The 13668-nt window shown below is 70.5% G+C and carries 13 protein-coding genes; 5 read left to right on the top strand and 8 right to left on the bottom strand.

Annotated features, from left to right (window positions below; all coding sequences use genetic code 11):
• The first annotated feature begins 191 nt into the window (after positions 1 to 191).
• Complete coding sequence (locus tag J5V16_RS12105; protein WP_208496527.1) at positions 192 to 860, top strand: hypothetical protein; 669 nt, start codon at positions 192 to 194, stop codon at positions 858 to 860.
• 131 nt (positions 861 to 991) lie between these two features.
• Here the strand turns inward: J5V16_RS12105 and J5V16_RS12100 are convergent, their stop codons facing one another.
• The 3 genes from J5V16_RS12100 to thyX all read right to left on the bottom strand — a co-directional run bounded on the left by J5V16_RS12100 (position 992) and on the right by thyX (position 4488).
• Positions 992 to 2683, bottom strand: a complete 1692-nt coding sequence (locus tag J5V16_RS12100) for a ribonuclease J (RefSeq protein ID WP_208496526.1) — start codon at positions 2681 to 2683, stop codon at positions 992 to 994.
• On the bottom strand, positions 2683 to 3531 hold the full coding sequence (gene dapA, locus J5V16_RS12095) for a 4-hydroxy-tetrahydrodipicolinate synthase (protein ID WP_243901067.1): 849 nt from the start codon (positions 3529 to 3531) through the stop codon (positions 2683 to 2685). The genes J5V16_RS12100 and dapA overlap by 1 nt, the downstream gene beginning before the upstream one ends.
• 204 nt (positions 3532 to 3735) lie before the next feature.
• A complete protein-coding gene (gene thyX, locus J5V16_RS12090; RefSeq protein ID WP_208496524.1) occupies positions 3736 to 4488 on the bottom strand; it encodes an FAD-dependent thymidylate synthase in 753 nt (250 codons plus the stop codon).
• A gap of 206 nt (positions 4489 to 4694) precedes the next feature.
• Here thyX and J5V16_RS12085 point away from each other — a divergent pair, with 206 nt between their 5' ends.
• Together J5V16_RS12085 and J5V16_RS12080 are read left to right on the top strand one after the other, a co-directional pair.
• Positions 4695 to 5186, top strand: a complete 492-nt coding sequence (locus J5V16_RS12085; RefSeq protein WP_208496523.1) for a hypothetical protein — start codon at positions 4695 to 4697, stop codon at positions 5184 to 5186.
• Between the two features lie 12 nt (positions 5187 to 5198).
• Positions 5199 to 6020 carry a DUF4097 family beta strand repeat-containing protein gene (locus tag J5V16_RS12080; protein ID WP_208496522.1) on the top strand — a complete coding sequence of 274 codons (822 nt, stop codon included), beginning with the start codon at positions 5199 to 5201 and terminating at the stop codon, positions 6018 to 6020.
• A gap of 56 nt (positions 6021 to 6076) precedes the next feature.
• Here the strand turns inward: J5V16_RS12080 and J5V16_RS12075 are convergent, their stop codons facing one another.
• Positions 6077 to 6583, bottom strand: coding sequence for a DUF2752 domain-containing protein (locus J5V16_RS12075; RefSeq protein WP_208496521.1), 507 nt, complete (start codon positions 6581 to 6583; stop codon positions 6077 to 6079).
• A gap of 240 nt (positions 6584 to 6823) precedes the next feature.
• Here J5V16_RS12075 and J5V16_RS12070 point away from each other — a divergent pair, with 240 nt between their 5' ends.
• Both J5V16_RS12070 and J5V16_RS12065 read left to right on the top strand, forming a co-directional pair.
• Positions 6824 to 7519, top strand: coding sequence for an LppM family (lipo)protein (locus tag J5V16_RS12070; protein WP_208496520.1), 696 nt, complete (start codon positions 6824 to 6826; stop codon positions 7517 to 7519).
• A gap of 91 nt (positions 7520 to 7610) precedes the next feature.
• Positions 7611 to 8462, top strand: coding sequence for a hypothetical protein (locus J5V16_RS12065; protein ID WP_208496519.1), 852 nt, complete (start codon positions 7611 to 7613; stop codon positions 8460 to 8462).
• 49 nt (positions 8463 to 8511) lie between these two features.
• On the opposite strand, the gene dapB is transcribed toward J5V16_RS12065, so the two are convergent.
• The 4 genes from dapB to rpsO form a co-directional block, all read right to left on the bottom strand.
• Positions 8512 to 9246, bottom strand: a complete 735-nt coding sequence (gene dapB, locus J5V16_RS12060) for a 4-hydroxy-tetrahydrodipicolinate reductase (protein ID WP_208496518.1) — start codon at positions 9244 to 9246, stop codon at positions 8512 to 8514.
• The gene (locus J5V16_RS12055; RefSeq protein WP_208496517.1) at positions 9243 to 10541 is read right to left on the bottom strand and encodes a M16 family metallopeptidase; all 1299 of its coding nucleotides are present in this window, start codon (positions 10539 to 10541) and stop codon (positions 9243 to 9245) included. The genes dapB and J5V16_RS12055 overlap by 4 nt, the downstream gene beginning before the upstream one ends.
• The gene (locus J5V16_RS12050; protein WP_208496516.1) at positions 10542 to 12974 is read right to left on the bottom strand and encodes a polyribonucleotide nucleotidyltransferase; all 2433 of its coding nucleotides are present in this window, start codon (positions 12972 to 12974) and stop codon (positions 10542 to 10544) included. It lies immediately after the preceding gene.
• Positions 12975 to 13323: 349 nt separating this feature from the next.
• Positions 13324 to 13599 carry a 30S ribosomal protein S15 gene (rpsO, locus tag J5V16_RS12045; protein WP_208496515.1) on the bottom strand — a complete coding sequence of 92 codons (276 nt, stop codon included), beginning with the start codon at positions 13597 to 13599 and terminating at the stop codon, positions 13324 to 13326.
• Positions 13600 to 13668: the final 69 nt, after the last annotated feature.

Raw genomic sequence — 13668 nt, 5'->3', positions numbered from 1 at the left:
AAAATAGCGCGCCGGTACGACACTTTCCGTACCCGCAGGTCAGCGCCACCGCGCCACTAAAGCGAGCGAGCCTCACGCGTTTGGCAGGCACCCCTTAGGATGCTCTGTCGGATACCCGTGTCCCACAAGGCGACCCGTCTTCGCCTTGATACTCAGCCCATCGGATACCAGAGTTAGGTGTGATCTCTCTCTTGAGCGACCCCGCAGCCCAGTACCCGCAGTACGCCTCGCAGCCGCAAGCCCAGCCGAGCCAGCCGCAGCAGCCCGCGTACCAGCAGCTCCTCCCCAGCGGCCCGGACCGCCCGACGCCCGTCGGGCTCGGGCTCGCCGGGGCGGGCCTCCTGCTCCTCGCGGTCGGCTCGCTGCTCCCCCAGATCTCGTTCAGCGGCAGCGACGCCGACGAAGTCGGCGGCTTCGGCATCGACACCGCCGGCGTCGGCCTCCCCGGTCTCGCGCCCGCGCTCGTCCTCATCGTCCTCGTCGGCTGGGCCGCCGCCGGTGTCAAGCCCGGCCTCGCCTGGGCCGCCAAGCTCGGCGGCATCGGCCTCGCCGCGATCACCGTCGCCGCCGCGCTCCACCCGGTCATCGAACTCAACAGCGCCTTCAACGGCGACGCCTGGGAGGACGCCGACCTCGACGTGAGCGCCACCGCCGGCGGCGGCATCTGGCTCTACATCCTGGCCGCCGCACTCCTGGCCGGCAGCATCTTCCTGATGCGCTGGGCGCCCCCGAAGCAGCAGCCCGCCCAGCCCCAGTACGCACCGCAGCCGTACCAGCAGCAGGCCCCGCAGACCACCCAGCTGCAGGTCCCGCCGCAGCAGCCCCAGCAGCCCAACACCTGGCCGGGCCACAACCCCTAAGCGCGCCAGAGCAAAAGCGGCGGGGGCCCGCCCCCAACAAAGGCGCGGCCCCCCCCCCGCCCCGCACCCGAAAAAGCGGCGGGGCCGCTCCCTCAAGAAGGGAGCGGCCCCGCCGCATTCGTTCGCAGGCCTCAGACTTCCAACACGTGAGGCACGATCATCGGGCGGCGGCGGTAGGTGTCGTTGACCCACTTGCCGACCGTGCGCCGCAGGATCTGCTGGAGCTGGTGCGGGTCGGTGATGCCGTCCTGCGCCGCGCGCTCCATCGCGTCGTCGATGAGCGGCAGCACCCCGTCGAAGGCCTTGGGGTCCTCCGAGAAGCCCTTCGCCGAGACCGTGGGGCCGCCGACGACCTTGCCGTTCTCGGAGTCGATCACCACGGTCGCGGCGATGAAGCCGCCGTCGCCGAGGACGCGGCGCTCGTTGAGCACCGGCTCGCCGACGTCGCCCACCGAGAGGCCGTCCACATAGATCAGGTTGTTCGGGACGTGCCCGACGAGCCGCGCGCGGCCGTCGATCAGGTCGACCACGTCGCCGTTCTCGATGACGATGACCTGGTCGGCCGGGACACCGGACTCGATCGCGAGGCGCGCGTGCGCCTGCAGGTGCCGGGCCTCGCCGTGGACCGGGATCATGTTGGAGGGCTTGACGACGTTGAGCACGTACAGCAGCTCCCCCGCCGGGGCGTGGCCCGAGACGTGGACCTTCGCGACGTCCTTGTGGATCACGGTGGCTCCGGTGCGCGCGAGCCGGTTGATCACGCCGTACACGGCGGTCTCGTTGCCGGGCACCAGCGACGAGGCGAGGATGATCGTGTCGTCGGGCTCGACCGCGATGTGCCGGTGGTCGCCGGAGGCCATGCGGCCCAAGGCGCTCATCGGCTCGCCCTGGGAACCGGTGGACATGTACACGATCTCGTCGGCGGGCAGGCGCACCGCCTCGTCCATGCTCACCAGCAGGCCGTCGGGGACCTGCATCAGGCCGAGGTCGCGGGCGATCGCCATGTTGCGCACCATCGAGCGGCCCACGAACGCGACCTTGCGGCCGTGCGCGTGAGCGGCGTCCATGACCTGCTGCACGCGGTGCACGTGGCTGGCGAAGGACGCGACGATGATGCGGCCCTTCACGTCCTCGAAGAGCTTGTCGAGCACGGGCCCGATCTGGCGCTCGGAGGTCACGAAGCCGGGGATCTCGGCGTTCGTGGAGTCCGAGAGCAGCAGGTCCACGCCCTGGTCGCCCAGGCGCGCGAAACCGGCGAGGTCGGTGATGCGCCCGTCGAGCGGCAGCTGGTCCATCTTGAAGTCGCCGGTGTGCAGCACCAGGCCGGCCTCGGTGCGGATCGCGACGGCGAGCGCGTCCGGGATCGAGTGGTTCACGGCCAGGAACTCGAGGCCGAACGGCCCGAGCTGCAATGTCTCGTTCTCGGCCACGACGATCCCGGCGGGCTTGATGCGCCGCTCGCGGAGCTTGGCCTCCACCAGGGCGACCGAGAACTTCGAGCCGACGACCGGGATGTCGTTCTTGTGCTCGAGCAGGTACGGGATCGCGCCGATGTGGTCCTCGTGCCCGTGGGTCACGACGATGGCCTCGATGTCGTCGAGGCGGTCGAGGATCTGCGTGAAGTCCGGCAGGATCAGGTCCACGCCGGGCTGGTCGACGTCGGGGAAGAGCACCCCGCAGTCGACGATGAGCAGTCTGCCCTCGTACTCGAAGAGGGTCATGTTGCGGCCGATGGCGCCGAGGCCGCCGAGGGGGATGACGCGCAGCGCCCCCTCGGGGAGGGCGCCGGGCGCGCCGAGATTCTTGGGTCGAGTCAGGCCCATCAGGCCTCCTTCAGGTCGGCGAGGGCGGTGGCGATGCGGGCGCTGAGCTCGGCGTCGGCCGGGACGTGCGGCAGGCGCGGGTCGCCCGCGGGCAGGCCGAGGCCCTTGAGGCCGGCCTTGACGCCGACGAGTCCCGGGTTCTCGAAGAGGACTTCGGTGACCGGCAGGAGCGCGTCGTTGATCGCCGAGGCCTTCGCGATGTCGCCTTCGTCGAAGGCGTCGAACATGGCGTTGAGCTGGCGTCCGATGAGGTGGGCGGTCACGGAGACGATGCCGACCTGCCCGGTGGCGTACGCGGCGAGGTTGATCTCGTCGACGCCGCAGTAGACGGCGAGGCCGGTGGCGCGGCGGAGTCGCTGGCCGTGGACGACGTCGCCCGTGGCGTCCTTGACGGCGATGATGCGCTCGTGGCGGGCCAGTCGCTCGTAGGTGGCGTCGGCGATGCCGATGACCGAGCGGGGCGGGATGTCGTAGAGCATGACCGGCAGCTCGGTGGCGTCGGCGATGGCCTCGAAGTGGGCGGCGACGCCGTCCTGCGTGGGCTTGTTGTAGTAGGGGGTGACGAGCAGGAGCCCGTTGGCGCCGGCCTGCTCGGCGGCCTGGGCGAGGCGCACCGAGTGGCGCGTGTCGTACGTGGAGGCGCCGGCGATGACGTGGGCGCGGTCGCCGACGGCCTCGAGGACGGCCTCGATGACCTGGGTCTTCTCGGCGTCGGTGGTGACAGGGGATTCACCGGTCGTGCCGTTCACGACGAGGCCTTCGCAGCCCTGCTCGTCGACGAGGTGGCGGGCGAGGGCGGCGGTGCCGGGGACGTCGAGTTCGCCCGAGGGCGTGAACGGCGTGATCATGGCCGCGAGTGTTCGCCCGAAGGGGCGCGTTGCGTTGCGCATGTTGCTTTCACCAATGCTGGGTCCGGCGGCCGGGGCGCCTGCGCCCGGCCGCTCGCTGCGTTTTGTAACTGTCTCAAGTTTTTCCGCCGCACCACTGCGGTTCGGCGCTCGCGGCGGTGCCGGCGAGCCTTCCGAGCGGTGTGCGGATATGCGTCCGCGGCTCTAGCCCTCGGTGACGTAGGGGCTGGAGGCGACCTCGGTGCCGTCGTCGAGCTTCGTGATCTGGAAGTCGGCGAAGACGTTGGCGGCCTTCTCTTTGAGCTGCTTGAGGCATGCGATGGCCAGCGCCCGGATCTCGACGTCGGCGTGCTCGGAGGCGCGCATGGCGATGAAGTGCCGCCAGGCGCGGTAGTTGCCGGTCACGACGATGCGGGTCTCGGTGGCGTTGGGGAGTACTGAACGCGCCGCTTGGCGCGCTTGCTTTCGGCGCAGCGTGGGGTTGGCGACGTCGGCGAACTGCTTCTCGAGGCCTTCGAGGAGGTCGTTGTAGGCGCTCTGGGCGGCTTCGGCGGCGGCGAGGAAGCGCGCGTGGAGTTCGGGGTCGTTCGCGATGACGTCGGGTTCGACCATGGCGGCGTCGCGTTCGGGGACGTAGCGCTGGGAGAGCTGGGAGTAGGAGAAGTGGCGGTGGCGGATCAGCTCGTGGGTGAGGGAGCGGGAGATGCCGCTGAGGTAGAAGCTGACGGTGCCGTGCTCGAGGACGGAGAGGTGGCCGACCTGGAGGATGTGCTCGAGGTATCCGGCGTTGGTGGCGGTCTTGGGGTTGGGCTTGGTCCAGGACTGGTAGCAGGCGCGGCCGGCGAATTCGGCGAGGGCTTGGCCGCCGTCGGCGTCGGTGTCCCAGGGGACGTCGGCCGGGGGCTCGAAGTGCGTCCAGGCGATGAGTCGGACGTCCATCGGTACGATTTCGGGCATCCCCGCTCCCCCTCGTTTCATGTGCAGTGCCTGTTAGTGCTGGTGCTCGACTCCCTGAGGGTACTCGGCTGCGGAGTGTGGTCCGGCACGCGCCCGGGTTCGGGGGGTGTCGCGGAGGTGTGCGGGCGGCGGTGGTGGTTCGGATCGCACTGCCTGGTTTCACAGCGCCGGTTGACAGACGTCAGAAATGATGTCACCATGGTGTCATGGACTTGACGCCGTATATCGAATCGCTCCGCCGGAGCCTCACCGCTGCCGCCGCGCCCGGCGGCGAGGATGCCGCGCGGACCGCTGAACTGCTGGCCGAGGCGCTCGATGCGGGCGCTCGTCTGGCGCTCATGGAAGCACTCTCGGAAGCCGCCGCGGAGATCACCGCGGGGCTCGACCAGGCCGGTTCCTCGGCCTCGGTCGATCTGCGCGTGCGCGGCCGGGAAGTGGACCTGCAGGTGCGCGGTGGCGAGACCGCCGAGGCCGCGCCGCCGCCGGCCCCGCCGGTGGACGACGACGTCGCCCGTATCACGCTGCGTCTTCCCGAGTCGCTGAAGGAGGACGTCGAGAAGGCGGCCTCCTCCGACGGCGCCTCCGTCAACGCCTGGCTGGTGCGTGCGATCAACAACGCCGTCCACGCCTCGCGCACCTCGGGGCAGCCCGCCGGCGCGAAGTACAGCCAGCGCATCACCGGCTACGCCAGGGCTTAGGAGCACCGAGCAATGAACGAGTACACCGAATTCACCCATGACGGGCCGGTCACGGCGGCGATCACCCTTGCCGACGGGTCGGTCACCGTCACCGCGCACGAGCTCGACACGGTGCTCGTGGAGGTCAAGCCCGCGCAGCGCCGCTCGGAGGGCGACGCGGACGCCGCGGACCTGGCGCGCGTGGAGTTCGAGAACGGGCACCTGCGGGTCGTGGCGCCGGAGAAGGCGCAGAACTGGTTCTTCCGCAAGGAGATCGGCGTGCACCTCTCGGTGAAGGTGCCGGTCCGCTCGGAGGTCTCGGTCAAGACGACGTCGGCGCCGATCAGCCTGCACGGCAGGCTGGGCGCGGTCTCGATCAACACGGTCGCCGGTTCGGCGACGGTGGAGAACGCGACGAGCGTCCGCGCGAACACGGTCTCGGGTTCGATCAGCGTCATCGACGCGATCGAGGACTTCCGGGCGAACACCGCTTCGGGCCAGGTGCGGGCCGACCACGTCGGCGGGGACTTCTCCGCGAAGACGGTGGCCGGTTCGATCACGGCCGAGCGGGTCGACTCGAACGCGAACGTGAACACCCTGTCGGGCGGGATCGAGCTGAGCGCGCTTCGGTCGGGTTCGGTGCGGGCGAACACGGTCTCGGGCCGGATCAGCCTCGGGGTCGTGCCGGGCACGGACATCTGGGTGGACCTGGACGCCAAGGCGGGCTCGGTCACTTCCGAGCTGGCCACGGGTGACACGTCCCCGGCGCCGTCGAGCACGGGCACGAGCCTGGAGGTGCGGGCGCGCTCGGTCTCGGGCGACATCTACCTGCACCGGGCGAGCGCTTACGCGTAGAGCTGCAACCAACACCCACGAGAGGACCCGGTCGCCTGAGGCGGCCGGGTCTTTTCTCATACGTAGAAGAAGCTGAACGGCTCCCACGGCAGGTTGCGGGCGATGAAGAAGACGCCCCAGACGATGAGGAAGCCGGTGAGCGCGTTCGGGGTGAGGTGGAAGGTGGGGAGGCGCCAGGTGCGGCGCGTGACGAGGCGCGGCAGGGCCCAGGCGAGGTACATCCAGACGATGAACGGGGCGGCGAAGACGGCCATGAGGTGGTGGCGGGCGGCTTCGGGCAGGTTGAGGGTGGCGAGGTAGTAGAACGCGCGGGTGCCGCCGCAGCCGGGGCAGTCGAAGCCGGTGGCGACCTTGAACAGGCAGGTGCTGGGGCCGGTGTTGTCGGTCGGGTCCGTGACGACGATTCCGGCGGCGGCCGCCGAGAAGCAGCCGAGGATCGCGAGCGGCGCGAACGCCGGGTGCCCGACGACGCCGGCGACCCAGCGTTGTACGGGGTTGCCGCGCTTGGGTTCCGGGGCCGGGCCGGGTTCCGGCACCAGCGTGGCCTCATCGACTGCGCACACATCGCCTCCTCTCCGGAAAGCGTAGCCGGAGGAGTCGCGCGAGGTGGTTTCACAGGCGGGGCGGGAGCGATCGGGCTCGCAGTGGTGTGCGGCTTCCCCGCGGTTCGGCGCGCACGGGCGGACCATCAGGGTGCCGGTTCGCCGCCCCCGATACCAGGGTGGCAGGCGGGTGCGACATCGGCCTCCCGCGAGTCGGGCGAAAGCGACGAATCAGCGCTTTATCGGGCCTAAGCTCGGGGCATGCTGGGTCTGCTCACTCGCCGCGTGCTCCTCGCCGCCGCCGCACTCGGACTGCTCGTCGCCACGTCCGGGTGCCTCCGGCTCGACCTCGGCCTGCAGGTGCGGCCCGACGACACCGTGGGCGGCGAGTTCACCGCCGCGTGGAGCGACGAGTTCGCGGCCCAGGCCGCCGACCAAGGCCTCGACCAGGCGCAGCTCGACGCGTTCCTCGACGCCCTCCTCGACGGCGTCCCCGGCACCGAACGCACCCCGTACACCGAGGGCGGCTACACCGGCTACACCGCGACCTTCACGAACCGCCCCCTCGCCGACTTCGCCGACTTCGGCGGCGACGACTGGGGCTACCTCCGCCTCGACCACAGCGGCCGCGAGTACACGCTGGACAGCCACTGGGACCTCCGCGCCGCCGGGTTCCTCGACCCGGCCGCGTTCGAGGGCGCCGAGATCCTGGTCAGCGTCGACTTCCCGGCCCGCGTCACCGAGCACAACGGCGAGCTCGAGGGCCGCACCGTCACCTGGACCATGACGCCCGGCGACGAGTACGACCTCACCGCCACCGCCGTCGAGAACGACGGGCGCGCGTTCCTCATCATCGGCATCGCGTTCGTGGTGGTCGTATGCGGTCTCCTGTGGCTGTGGCAGTGGCGGCGTTTGCGCCGCTTCTCGGTCGGCAACCCGTCCGCACAGGGCCGTTAGCTCAAGCACAAACCGTAGCCGTCTCCTGCACGGCCCGTATTCTGGTGAGCCTGTCGGCGTAACGGATCTATAACACCAGCGGGGAGGGCCGGTGACTCAATACGAGTCGAAGAGCAAGGGGCACAAGCAACACGACCCCGCGATGGAGCTGAGCATCGGGCAGGTGCTCGCCGCCGCCGGCGCCACCGTCCTCGGCGCGGTCCTCGCGAAACTCCTCGGCCTGTGGGGCACCCTCGCCGGCACCGCCGTCCTCAGCGTCTGCTCCTCCATCGGCGCGGTCCTCATCCTCCGCGCGATGCGCCGCACCGGCGAGAAGATCAAAGCGCAGATCACCGCACTCGCCCCGGTCGCCAGAGGCAAGGCCGCGGCCGTGACCGCGGAGATCGAACCCGGCCGCGCCACCGCGACCGCGAAGATCCCCGACACCGAACGCCTTGCGGCGCTTCGCAAGGAGACCGCCGTCCTCGACGGCGCCGCGGTGGGCGCCGCCGACACCGACGAGATCGTGGTCCCCGCCGAGCCCGCCCCCGAAGGCCACATCACGAAGACCCAGTCCAACAAGCGGACCCTCGTGGCCATCGTCGTCTCGAGCGTCCTCGTCTTCGGTCTCACCGTCGCAGCGCTCTACCTCATCGGCGCGCTCACCGGCGACCCCGAGCGGTTCGTCAGCGACGGCACCGAGACGACCGTCATCGAGACGCAGGTCGAGAGCAGCGAGCCCGAGACCACGACGACCACGGTGGCGCCCAGCGAATCCGCGAGCCCGAGCGAGCAGACCACTTCGGAGTCGCCCTCCGCGAGCCCCAGCCCCAGCGAGTCCTCGACCACGACCGAGTCGCCCAGCGCCTCCCCCACCCCCGACGCCGGCACCGGCGGCTCCGACGAGACCGCCGGCCCCACACCGGAGACCGGCGCGACCCCCGAGAGCCCCGCCGCCGAATGAGCAGACGAAAAGGGCGGCCCGCTTCGGCGGGCCGCCCTTTTTCGCTTGCCTAGTCCAGGAGGTCGTCGAGGCCGATCGTCAGGCCCGGGCGCCGCAGGACCTCGCGCACCGCCAGCAGCACGCCGGGCATGAACGAGGCCCGGTCGAGCGAGTCGTGGCTGATCGCGAACCGCTCGCCGGGGCCGCCGAAGCGCACTTCCTGGCTCGCCACGTACCCGGCCGAGCGGACCGCGTGCACGCGCACGCCGTCGATCTCGGCGCCGCGGGCGCCCTGCGGGTCCGACTCGGTCGCGTCCGGCATGTCCGGCAGCCCGGCATCGGCGCGGGCCGCCGCGATCATGCGCGCGGTGTGCACGGCCGTGCCCGAAGGCGCGTCGACCTTGCGCGGGTGGTGCGACTCGATGATCTCCGCGTGGTCGAAGTGCTTGGCGGCCTTCGCCGCGAACTGCATCATCAGCACCGCGCCGATCCCGAAGTTCGGGGCGATCACGGAGCCGACTTCGGGGTCGGCCGCCAGGATCTCCCGGGCCGCCTCGAGGCGCTTGGCGTCGAAGCCCGACACGCCGACCACGGTGTGGATGCCGTGCTCGACGCACCACTCCAGGTTGCCCATCACGACGTCAGGCAGCGTGAAGTCCACGACCACGTCGACGCCCGCGAGCTTGTCCAGTGCCTCGTCGCGGCCCACGGTCGCGGCCAGCTCCATGTCCCCGGCGGCGTCCACCGCCTCGCACACGGCCTGGCCCATGCGCCCGTGCGCGCCGAGCACGCCCACCTTGATCATGCGAATTCCTTCTGGTCGAACGGCCCCACGGCCACGGTCGTCATCGGCTGCGAAAGGATCTCGGCGGCCACGGCCCGGATCTGCTCCACGGTGACCGCCTCGATGTCCGCGATCTCCTGCTCCAGGCTCCAATGGTCGCCGTACAGCAGCTCCTCGCGGCCCAGCCCGTTCATGCGCGAGCCGGAGTCCTCCATCGCCAGCACCATGCCGCCCTTGGCCATGCCCTGGCCGCGCCGCAGCTCGGCCTCGGTGACGCCCTCGGCGGCCACCTTCGCGATCTCGGCGAGCACCAGCTCGCGCACCTGGTGGACCTTGTCCGGGTTCGATCCGGCGTAGACGCCGAACATGCCCGTGTCCGCGAAGTACGTCGAGAACGAGTACACCGTGTACGCCAGGCCGCGCTGCTCGCGCACCGACTGGAACAGCCGGGACGACATGCCGCCGCCCAGGATGTTGTTCAGCACCTCGAACGCGTCCTTGCGCCGGTCGTGCCGCGAGAACAGCCGGCAGCCCACCACGAGGTGCGCCTGCTCGGTGTCGTGCCGCTCCACCAAGAGCCGCTCGGGCGCGGGGAAGCGCTCCTCGTCGTGGCGGCGGGGGCGCGGCGCACTCGCACCGCCCAGCAGCGGCGCGAACGCCTCCGACACGAGCTTCACGGTCTCGGCGTGGTCGACCCCGCCCGCGGCGCACACCGTCAGGTTCGGGGCCGTGTAGTGCCGCCGGTAGAAGTCGAAGATCTGGTCGCGGGTGAGCGCCCGGACCGTGTCCGGGTCGCCGGCGATGTCCCGGCCCAGCGCCCCGTCGCCGAACAGCGCCAGGGAGAACAGCTCGTGCACCACATCCGAGGGCTCGTCGGCGGACGCCGCGATCTCCTCGAGGATCACGTCGCGCTCGACCTCCACATCGGCGGCGGTCACGAGCGAGTTGCACATGGCGTCGCCGAGCACGTCGACGGCCATCGGCAGGTCGTCGTCGAGCACCCGGGCGTAGAAGCAGGTCAGCTCCCGCGCCGTGTAGGCGTTCGACTCGCCGCCGACGGCCTCCACGGCCTCGGCGATCTCGGTCGCCGTGCGCTTCTCGGTGCCCTTGAACAGCAGGTGCTCCAGGAAGTGCGAGACGCCGGCGAGTTCGGGGGACTCGTCGCGGGAGCCCACGCCGACCCACACGCCCACCGAGGCGGAGCGCATGTTCGGCACGGATTCGGTGAGCACACGCAAACCGCCGGGCAGCACGGTCACTCGGACCGTGCCGCCCAGCGGATCGTCAATCAGCGTGTGAGTCTGGGGACGACTCATCTACTCTTCCGAGCCTCCGCCTTCGTCGCTGCGGCGGGTGCGGCGGCGGCGGCGCTCGCCGTCGCCCGAACCGCGCTCGCCCCGGTCGCCGCCGCGCTCGCCACGGTCACCGCCGCGGTCGCCTCCGGAGCGCTCGCGGTCGCGGCGCGGGCCGCGGTCACCGCGGTCGCCCCGGTCCCCGCGGGACTCCTTGCGCTCGGCCGGGCGGCCCTTCTTGTACCCCTCGGGCTCCTGGCCCTCCGGGTACACCTTGTCCAGGTAGATCTTGCCGCGGTTGTCGATGTCGCCGATCTCGACCTCGATCTTGTCGCCGACGCCCAGCACGTCCTCGACCCGCTCGACGCGCTTGCCGTCGCCGACCTTCGAGATGTGCAGGAGGCCGTCGCGGCCCGGCGTCAGCGAGATGAACGCGCCGAAGTCGGTGGTCTTGACGACCGTGCCCAGGAACCGGTCGCCCACGTTCGGCAGGGTCGGGTTCGCGATGGCGTTGATCGTCTCGACCGCGGCCTGAGCGGCCTCGCCGTTCTCCGCCGACACGTAGATCGTGCCGTCGTCCTCGACGGTGATGTCCGCGCCCGTGTCGTCCTGGATCTGGTTGATCGTCTGGCCCTTCGGGCCGATGATCGCGCCGATCTTGTCGACCGGGATCTTCAGGGTCGTGATGCGCGGCGCGGTCGCGGCCAGCTCGCCCGGCTCGCTGATCGCGTCGAGCATGACGTCGAGGATCGCGTGGCGGGCGTCGTTCGCCTGCTGCAGCGCCTGCGCCAGCACGTCCGACGGCAGGCCGTCGAGCTTCGTGTCCAGCTGCAGGGCCGTCACGAACTCGGCCGTGCCGGCGACCTTGAAGTCCATGTCGCCGTAGGCGTCCTCGGCCCCGAGGATGTCGGTCAGCGTGACGTACTTGGTCTCGCCGTCGACCTCCTCGGAGATGAGGCCCATCGCGATGCCCGCGACGGGGGCCTTGATCGGCACGCCGGCGTTCATGAGCGACATCGTGGACGCGCAGACCGAGCCCATCGAGGTCGAGCCGTTCGACGCCAGCGCCTCGGAGACCTGGCGGATCGCGTACGGGAACTCCTCGCGGCTCGGCAGCACCGGCACCAGGGCGCGCTCGGCGAGCGCGCCGTGGCCGATCTCGCGGCGCTTGGGCGAGCCCACGCGGCCGGTCTCACCGGTCGAGTACGGCGGGAAGTTGTAGTTGTGCATGTAGCGCTTCTTGCTGACCGGCGACAGGGTGTCGATGGCCTGCTCCATGCGCAGCATGTTCAGCGTGGTGACGCCCATGATCTGGGTCTCGCCGCGCTCGAACAGGGCCGAGCCGTGGACGCGCGGGAGGATGCCCGCCTCGGCCGCGAGCGGCCGGATGTACGCCGCGAGGCGGCCGTCGATGCGGACGCCCTCGGTGATGACGCGGCGGCGGACCAGCTTCTTGGTGAGCGAGCGCAGCGCGGCGCCCAGTTCGCCTTCGCGGCCTTCGAAGTCGGCGCCGAGCTTCTCGAGCATGAGCGACTTGACGCGGTCGAGCTCGTCCTGGCGGTCGGTCTTGTCGGCGATCTGCAGGGCCTGGTCGAGCTCGGCCGAGACGGCCGCTTCGACGGCGGCGTACGCGTCGTCCTGGTAGTCGAGGAAGCGCGGGTAGTCGGCCTGCGGCTTCGCGGCGACGGCGGCCAGTTCGGCCTGGGCGCGCACGAGCTCGGCGATGACCGGCTTGGCGGCCTCGAGGCCGCCGGCGACGATCTCCTCGGTCGGCTTGGTGCCGCCGGCCGCGATGAGGTCGATGGTGTTCTCGGTGGCCTCGGCCTCGACCATCATGATGGCCACGTCGCCCGAGTCGAGGACCCGGCCGGTGATCACCATGTCGAAGGTGGCCTTCTCGATCTGCTCGAGAGTCGGGAAGGCGACCCAGGTGCCGTCGATGAGGACGATGCGGGTCGAGCCGAGCGGGCCCGAGAAGGGCAGGCCGGCGAGCTGGGTCGACATGGAGGCGCCGTTCATGGCGACCACGTCGTACTCGTCGCGGGCGTCGACGGCGAGGATGGTGCCGATGACCTGGACCTCGTTGCGCAGGCCGGTCTCGAAGGACGGGCGCAGGCCGCGGTCGATGAGGCGGCAGGTGAGGATGGCGTTCTCGCTCGGGCGGCCCTCGCGGCGGAAGAACGAGCCGGGGATGCGCCCGGCGGCGTACATCCGCTCCTCGATGTCGACGGTGAGCGGGAAGAAGTCGAAGTGGTCCTTCGGGTTCTTCGACGCCGCGGTGGTGGAGAGGACCACGGTGTCGTCCATCTGGACGATCGCGGAGCCCTGGGCCAGCTTGGCCAGGCGGCCGGTGCTGAAGACGATCTCGCGGGTGCCGAAGGCGCCGTTGTCGATCACGGCGGTGGCGTGGTGCTCCCCGAGGTTGAAGGCCTCAGGTGTCCGTTGGTTATCGGACATAGAGTGTCGATCTCCTTATGCAGTTGCTGCACTGCGTAGAACGGAATGCGGTTCGCCTGCGCGCTATTCCGGTCTTCGATCGAAGCACTCGGAAGCTCGGCCCCGCTGCGTGCGGGACGTTCCGGATGCCACTACCGAGGACCGGGGCGGTCTCTGGCGAGCCGCGTCGCCGCCTCGCTGCGAGGCGCCGACGAGCAAGGTGCTGTCGAGCACGGTGCTCGACGACCAGCTTACGTTACCGGGCCGACGCCGCGGCATTGGCGAACCAAAAGTGAGCCGCGACCGCCCCCCGGCCGGGGGACGCGAAAGGGAGCGCCCCTCACGGGGCGCTCCCTTGTCAAGACCGTGGTCAGGCGTTGTCGCGGATGCCGAGGCGCTCGATGAGGCCGCGGTAGCGCGCGATGTCTTCCTTCTTCAGGTACTTGAGAAGGCGGCGGCGCTTGCCGACCAGGAGGAGCAGGCCACGACGCGAGTGGTGGTCGTGCTTGTGCACCTGGACGTGGGCGGTGAGCTCGCGGATGCGGGCGGTGAGGATCGCGACCTGGACGTCGGTGGAGCCCGAGTCGCCCTCGCCGGTCGCGTATTCCTTGATGATCTCGGCCTTCTTTTCAGCGTCGAGCGCCATGTTCGAACACCCTTTCATGAATGGCGGCCAACCCGCGGTGTCGAGCAGGCTGGTCGATGGGACAACCTG

It is taken from the genome of Glycomyces niveus, from assembly GCF_017592475.1.
Classification (GTDB): domain Bacteria; phylum Actinomycetota; class Actinomycetes; order Mycobacteriales; family Micromonosporaceae; genus Glycomyces; species Glycomyces niveus.
The sequence above is the reverse complement of the archived record's forward strand: the minus strand, read 5'-3'. Positions and strand labels throughout refer to the sequence as shown.

Excerpts from the sequence above, each read along its gene's own strand:
- J5V16_RS12100 (WP_208496526.1), bottom strand. The coding sequence starts at position 2,683 with ATGGGCCTGACTCGACCCAAGAATCTCGGCGCGCCCGGCGCCCTCCCC.
- dapA (WP_243901067.1), bottom strand. The coding sequence starts at position 3,531 with ATGATCACGCCGTTCACGCCCTCGGGCGAACTCGACGTCCCCGGCACC.
- thyX (WP_208496524.1), bottom strand. The coding sequence starts at position 4,488 with ATGCCCGAAATCGTACCGATGGACGTCCGACTCATCGCCTGGACGCAC.
- J5V16_RS12085 (WP_208496523.1), top strand. The coding sequence starts at position 4,695 with ATGGACTTGACGCCGTATATCGAATCGCTCCGCCGGAGCCTCACCGCT.
- J5V16_RS12080 (WP_208496522.1), top strand. The coding sequence starts at position 5,199 with ATGAACGAGTACACCGAATTCACCCATGACGGGCCGGTCACGGCGGCG.
- J5V16_RS12070 (WP_208496520.1), top strand. The coding sequence starts at position 6,824 with ATGCTGGGTCTGCTCACTCGCCGCGTGCTCCTCGCCGCCGCCGCACTC.
- dapB (WP_208496518.1), bottom strand. The coding sequence starts at position 9,246 with ATGATCAAGGTGGGCGTGCTCGGCGCGCACGGGCGCATGGGCCAGGCC.
- J5V16_RS12055 (WP_208496517.1), bottom strand. The coding sequence starts at position 10,541 with ATGAGTCGTCCCCAGACTCACACGCTGATTGACGATCCGCTGGGCGGC.
- J5V16_RS12050 (WP_208496516.1), bottom strand. The coding sequence starts at position 12,974 with ATGTCCGATAACCAACGGACACCTGAGGCCTTCAACCTCGGGGAGCAC.
- rpsO (WP_208496515.1), bottom strand. The coding sequence starts at position 13,599 with ATGGCGCTCGACGCTGAAAAGAAGGCCGAGATCATCAAGGAATACGCG.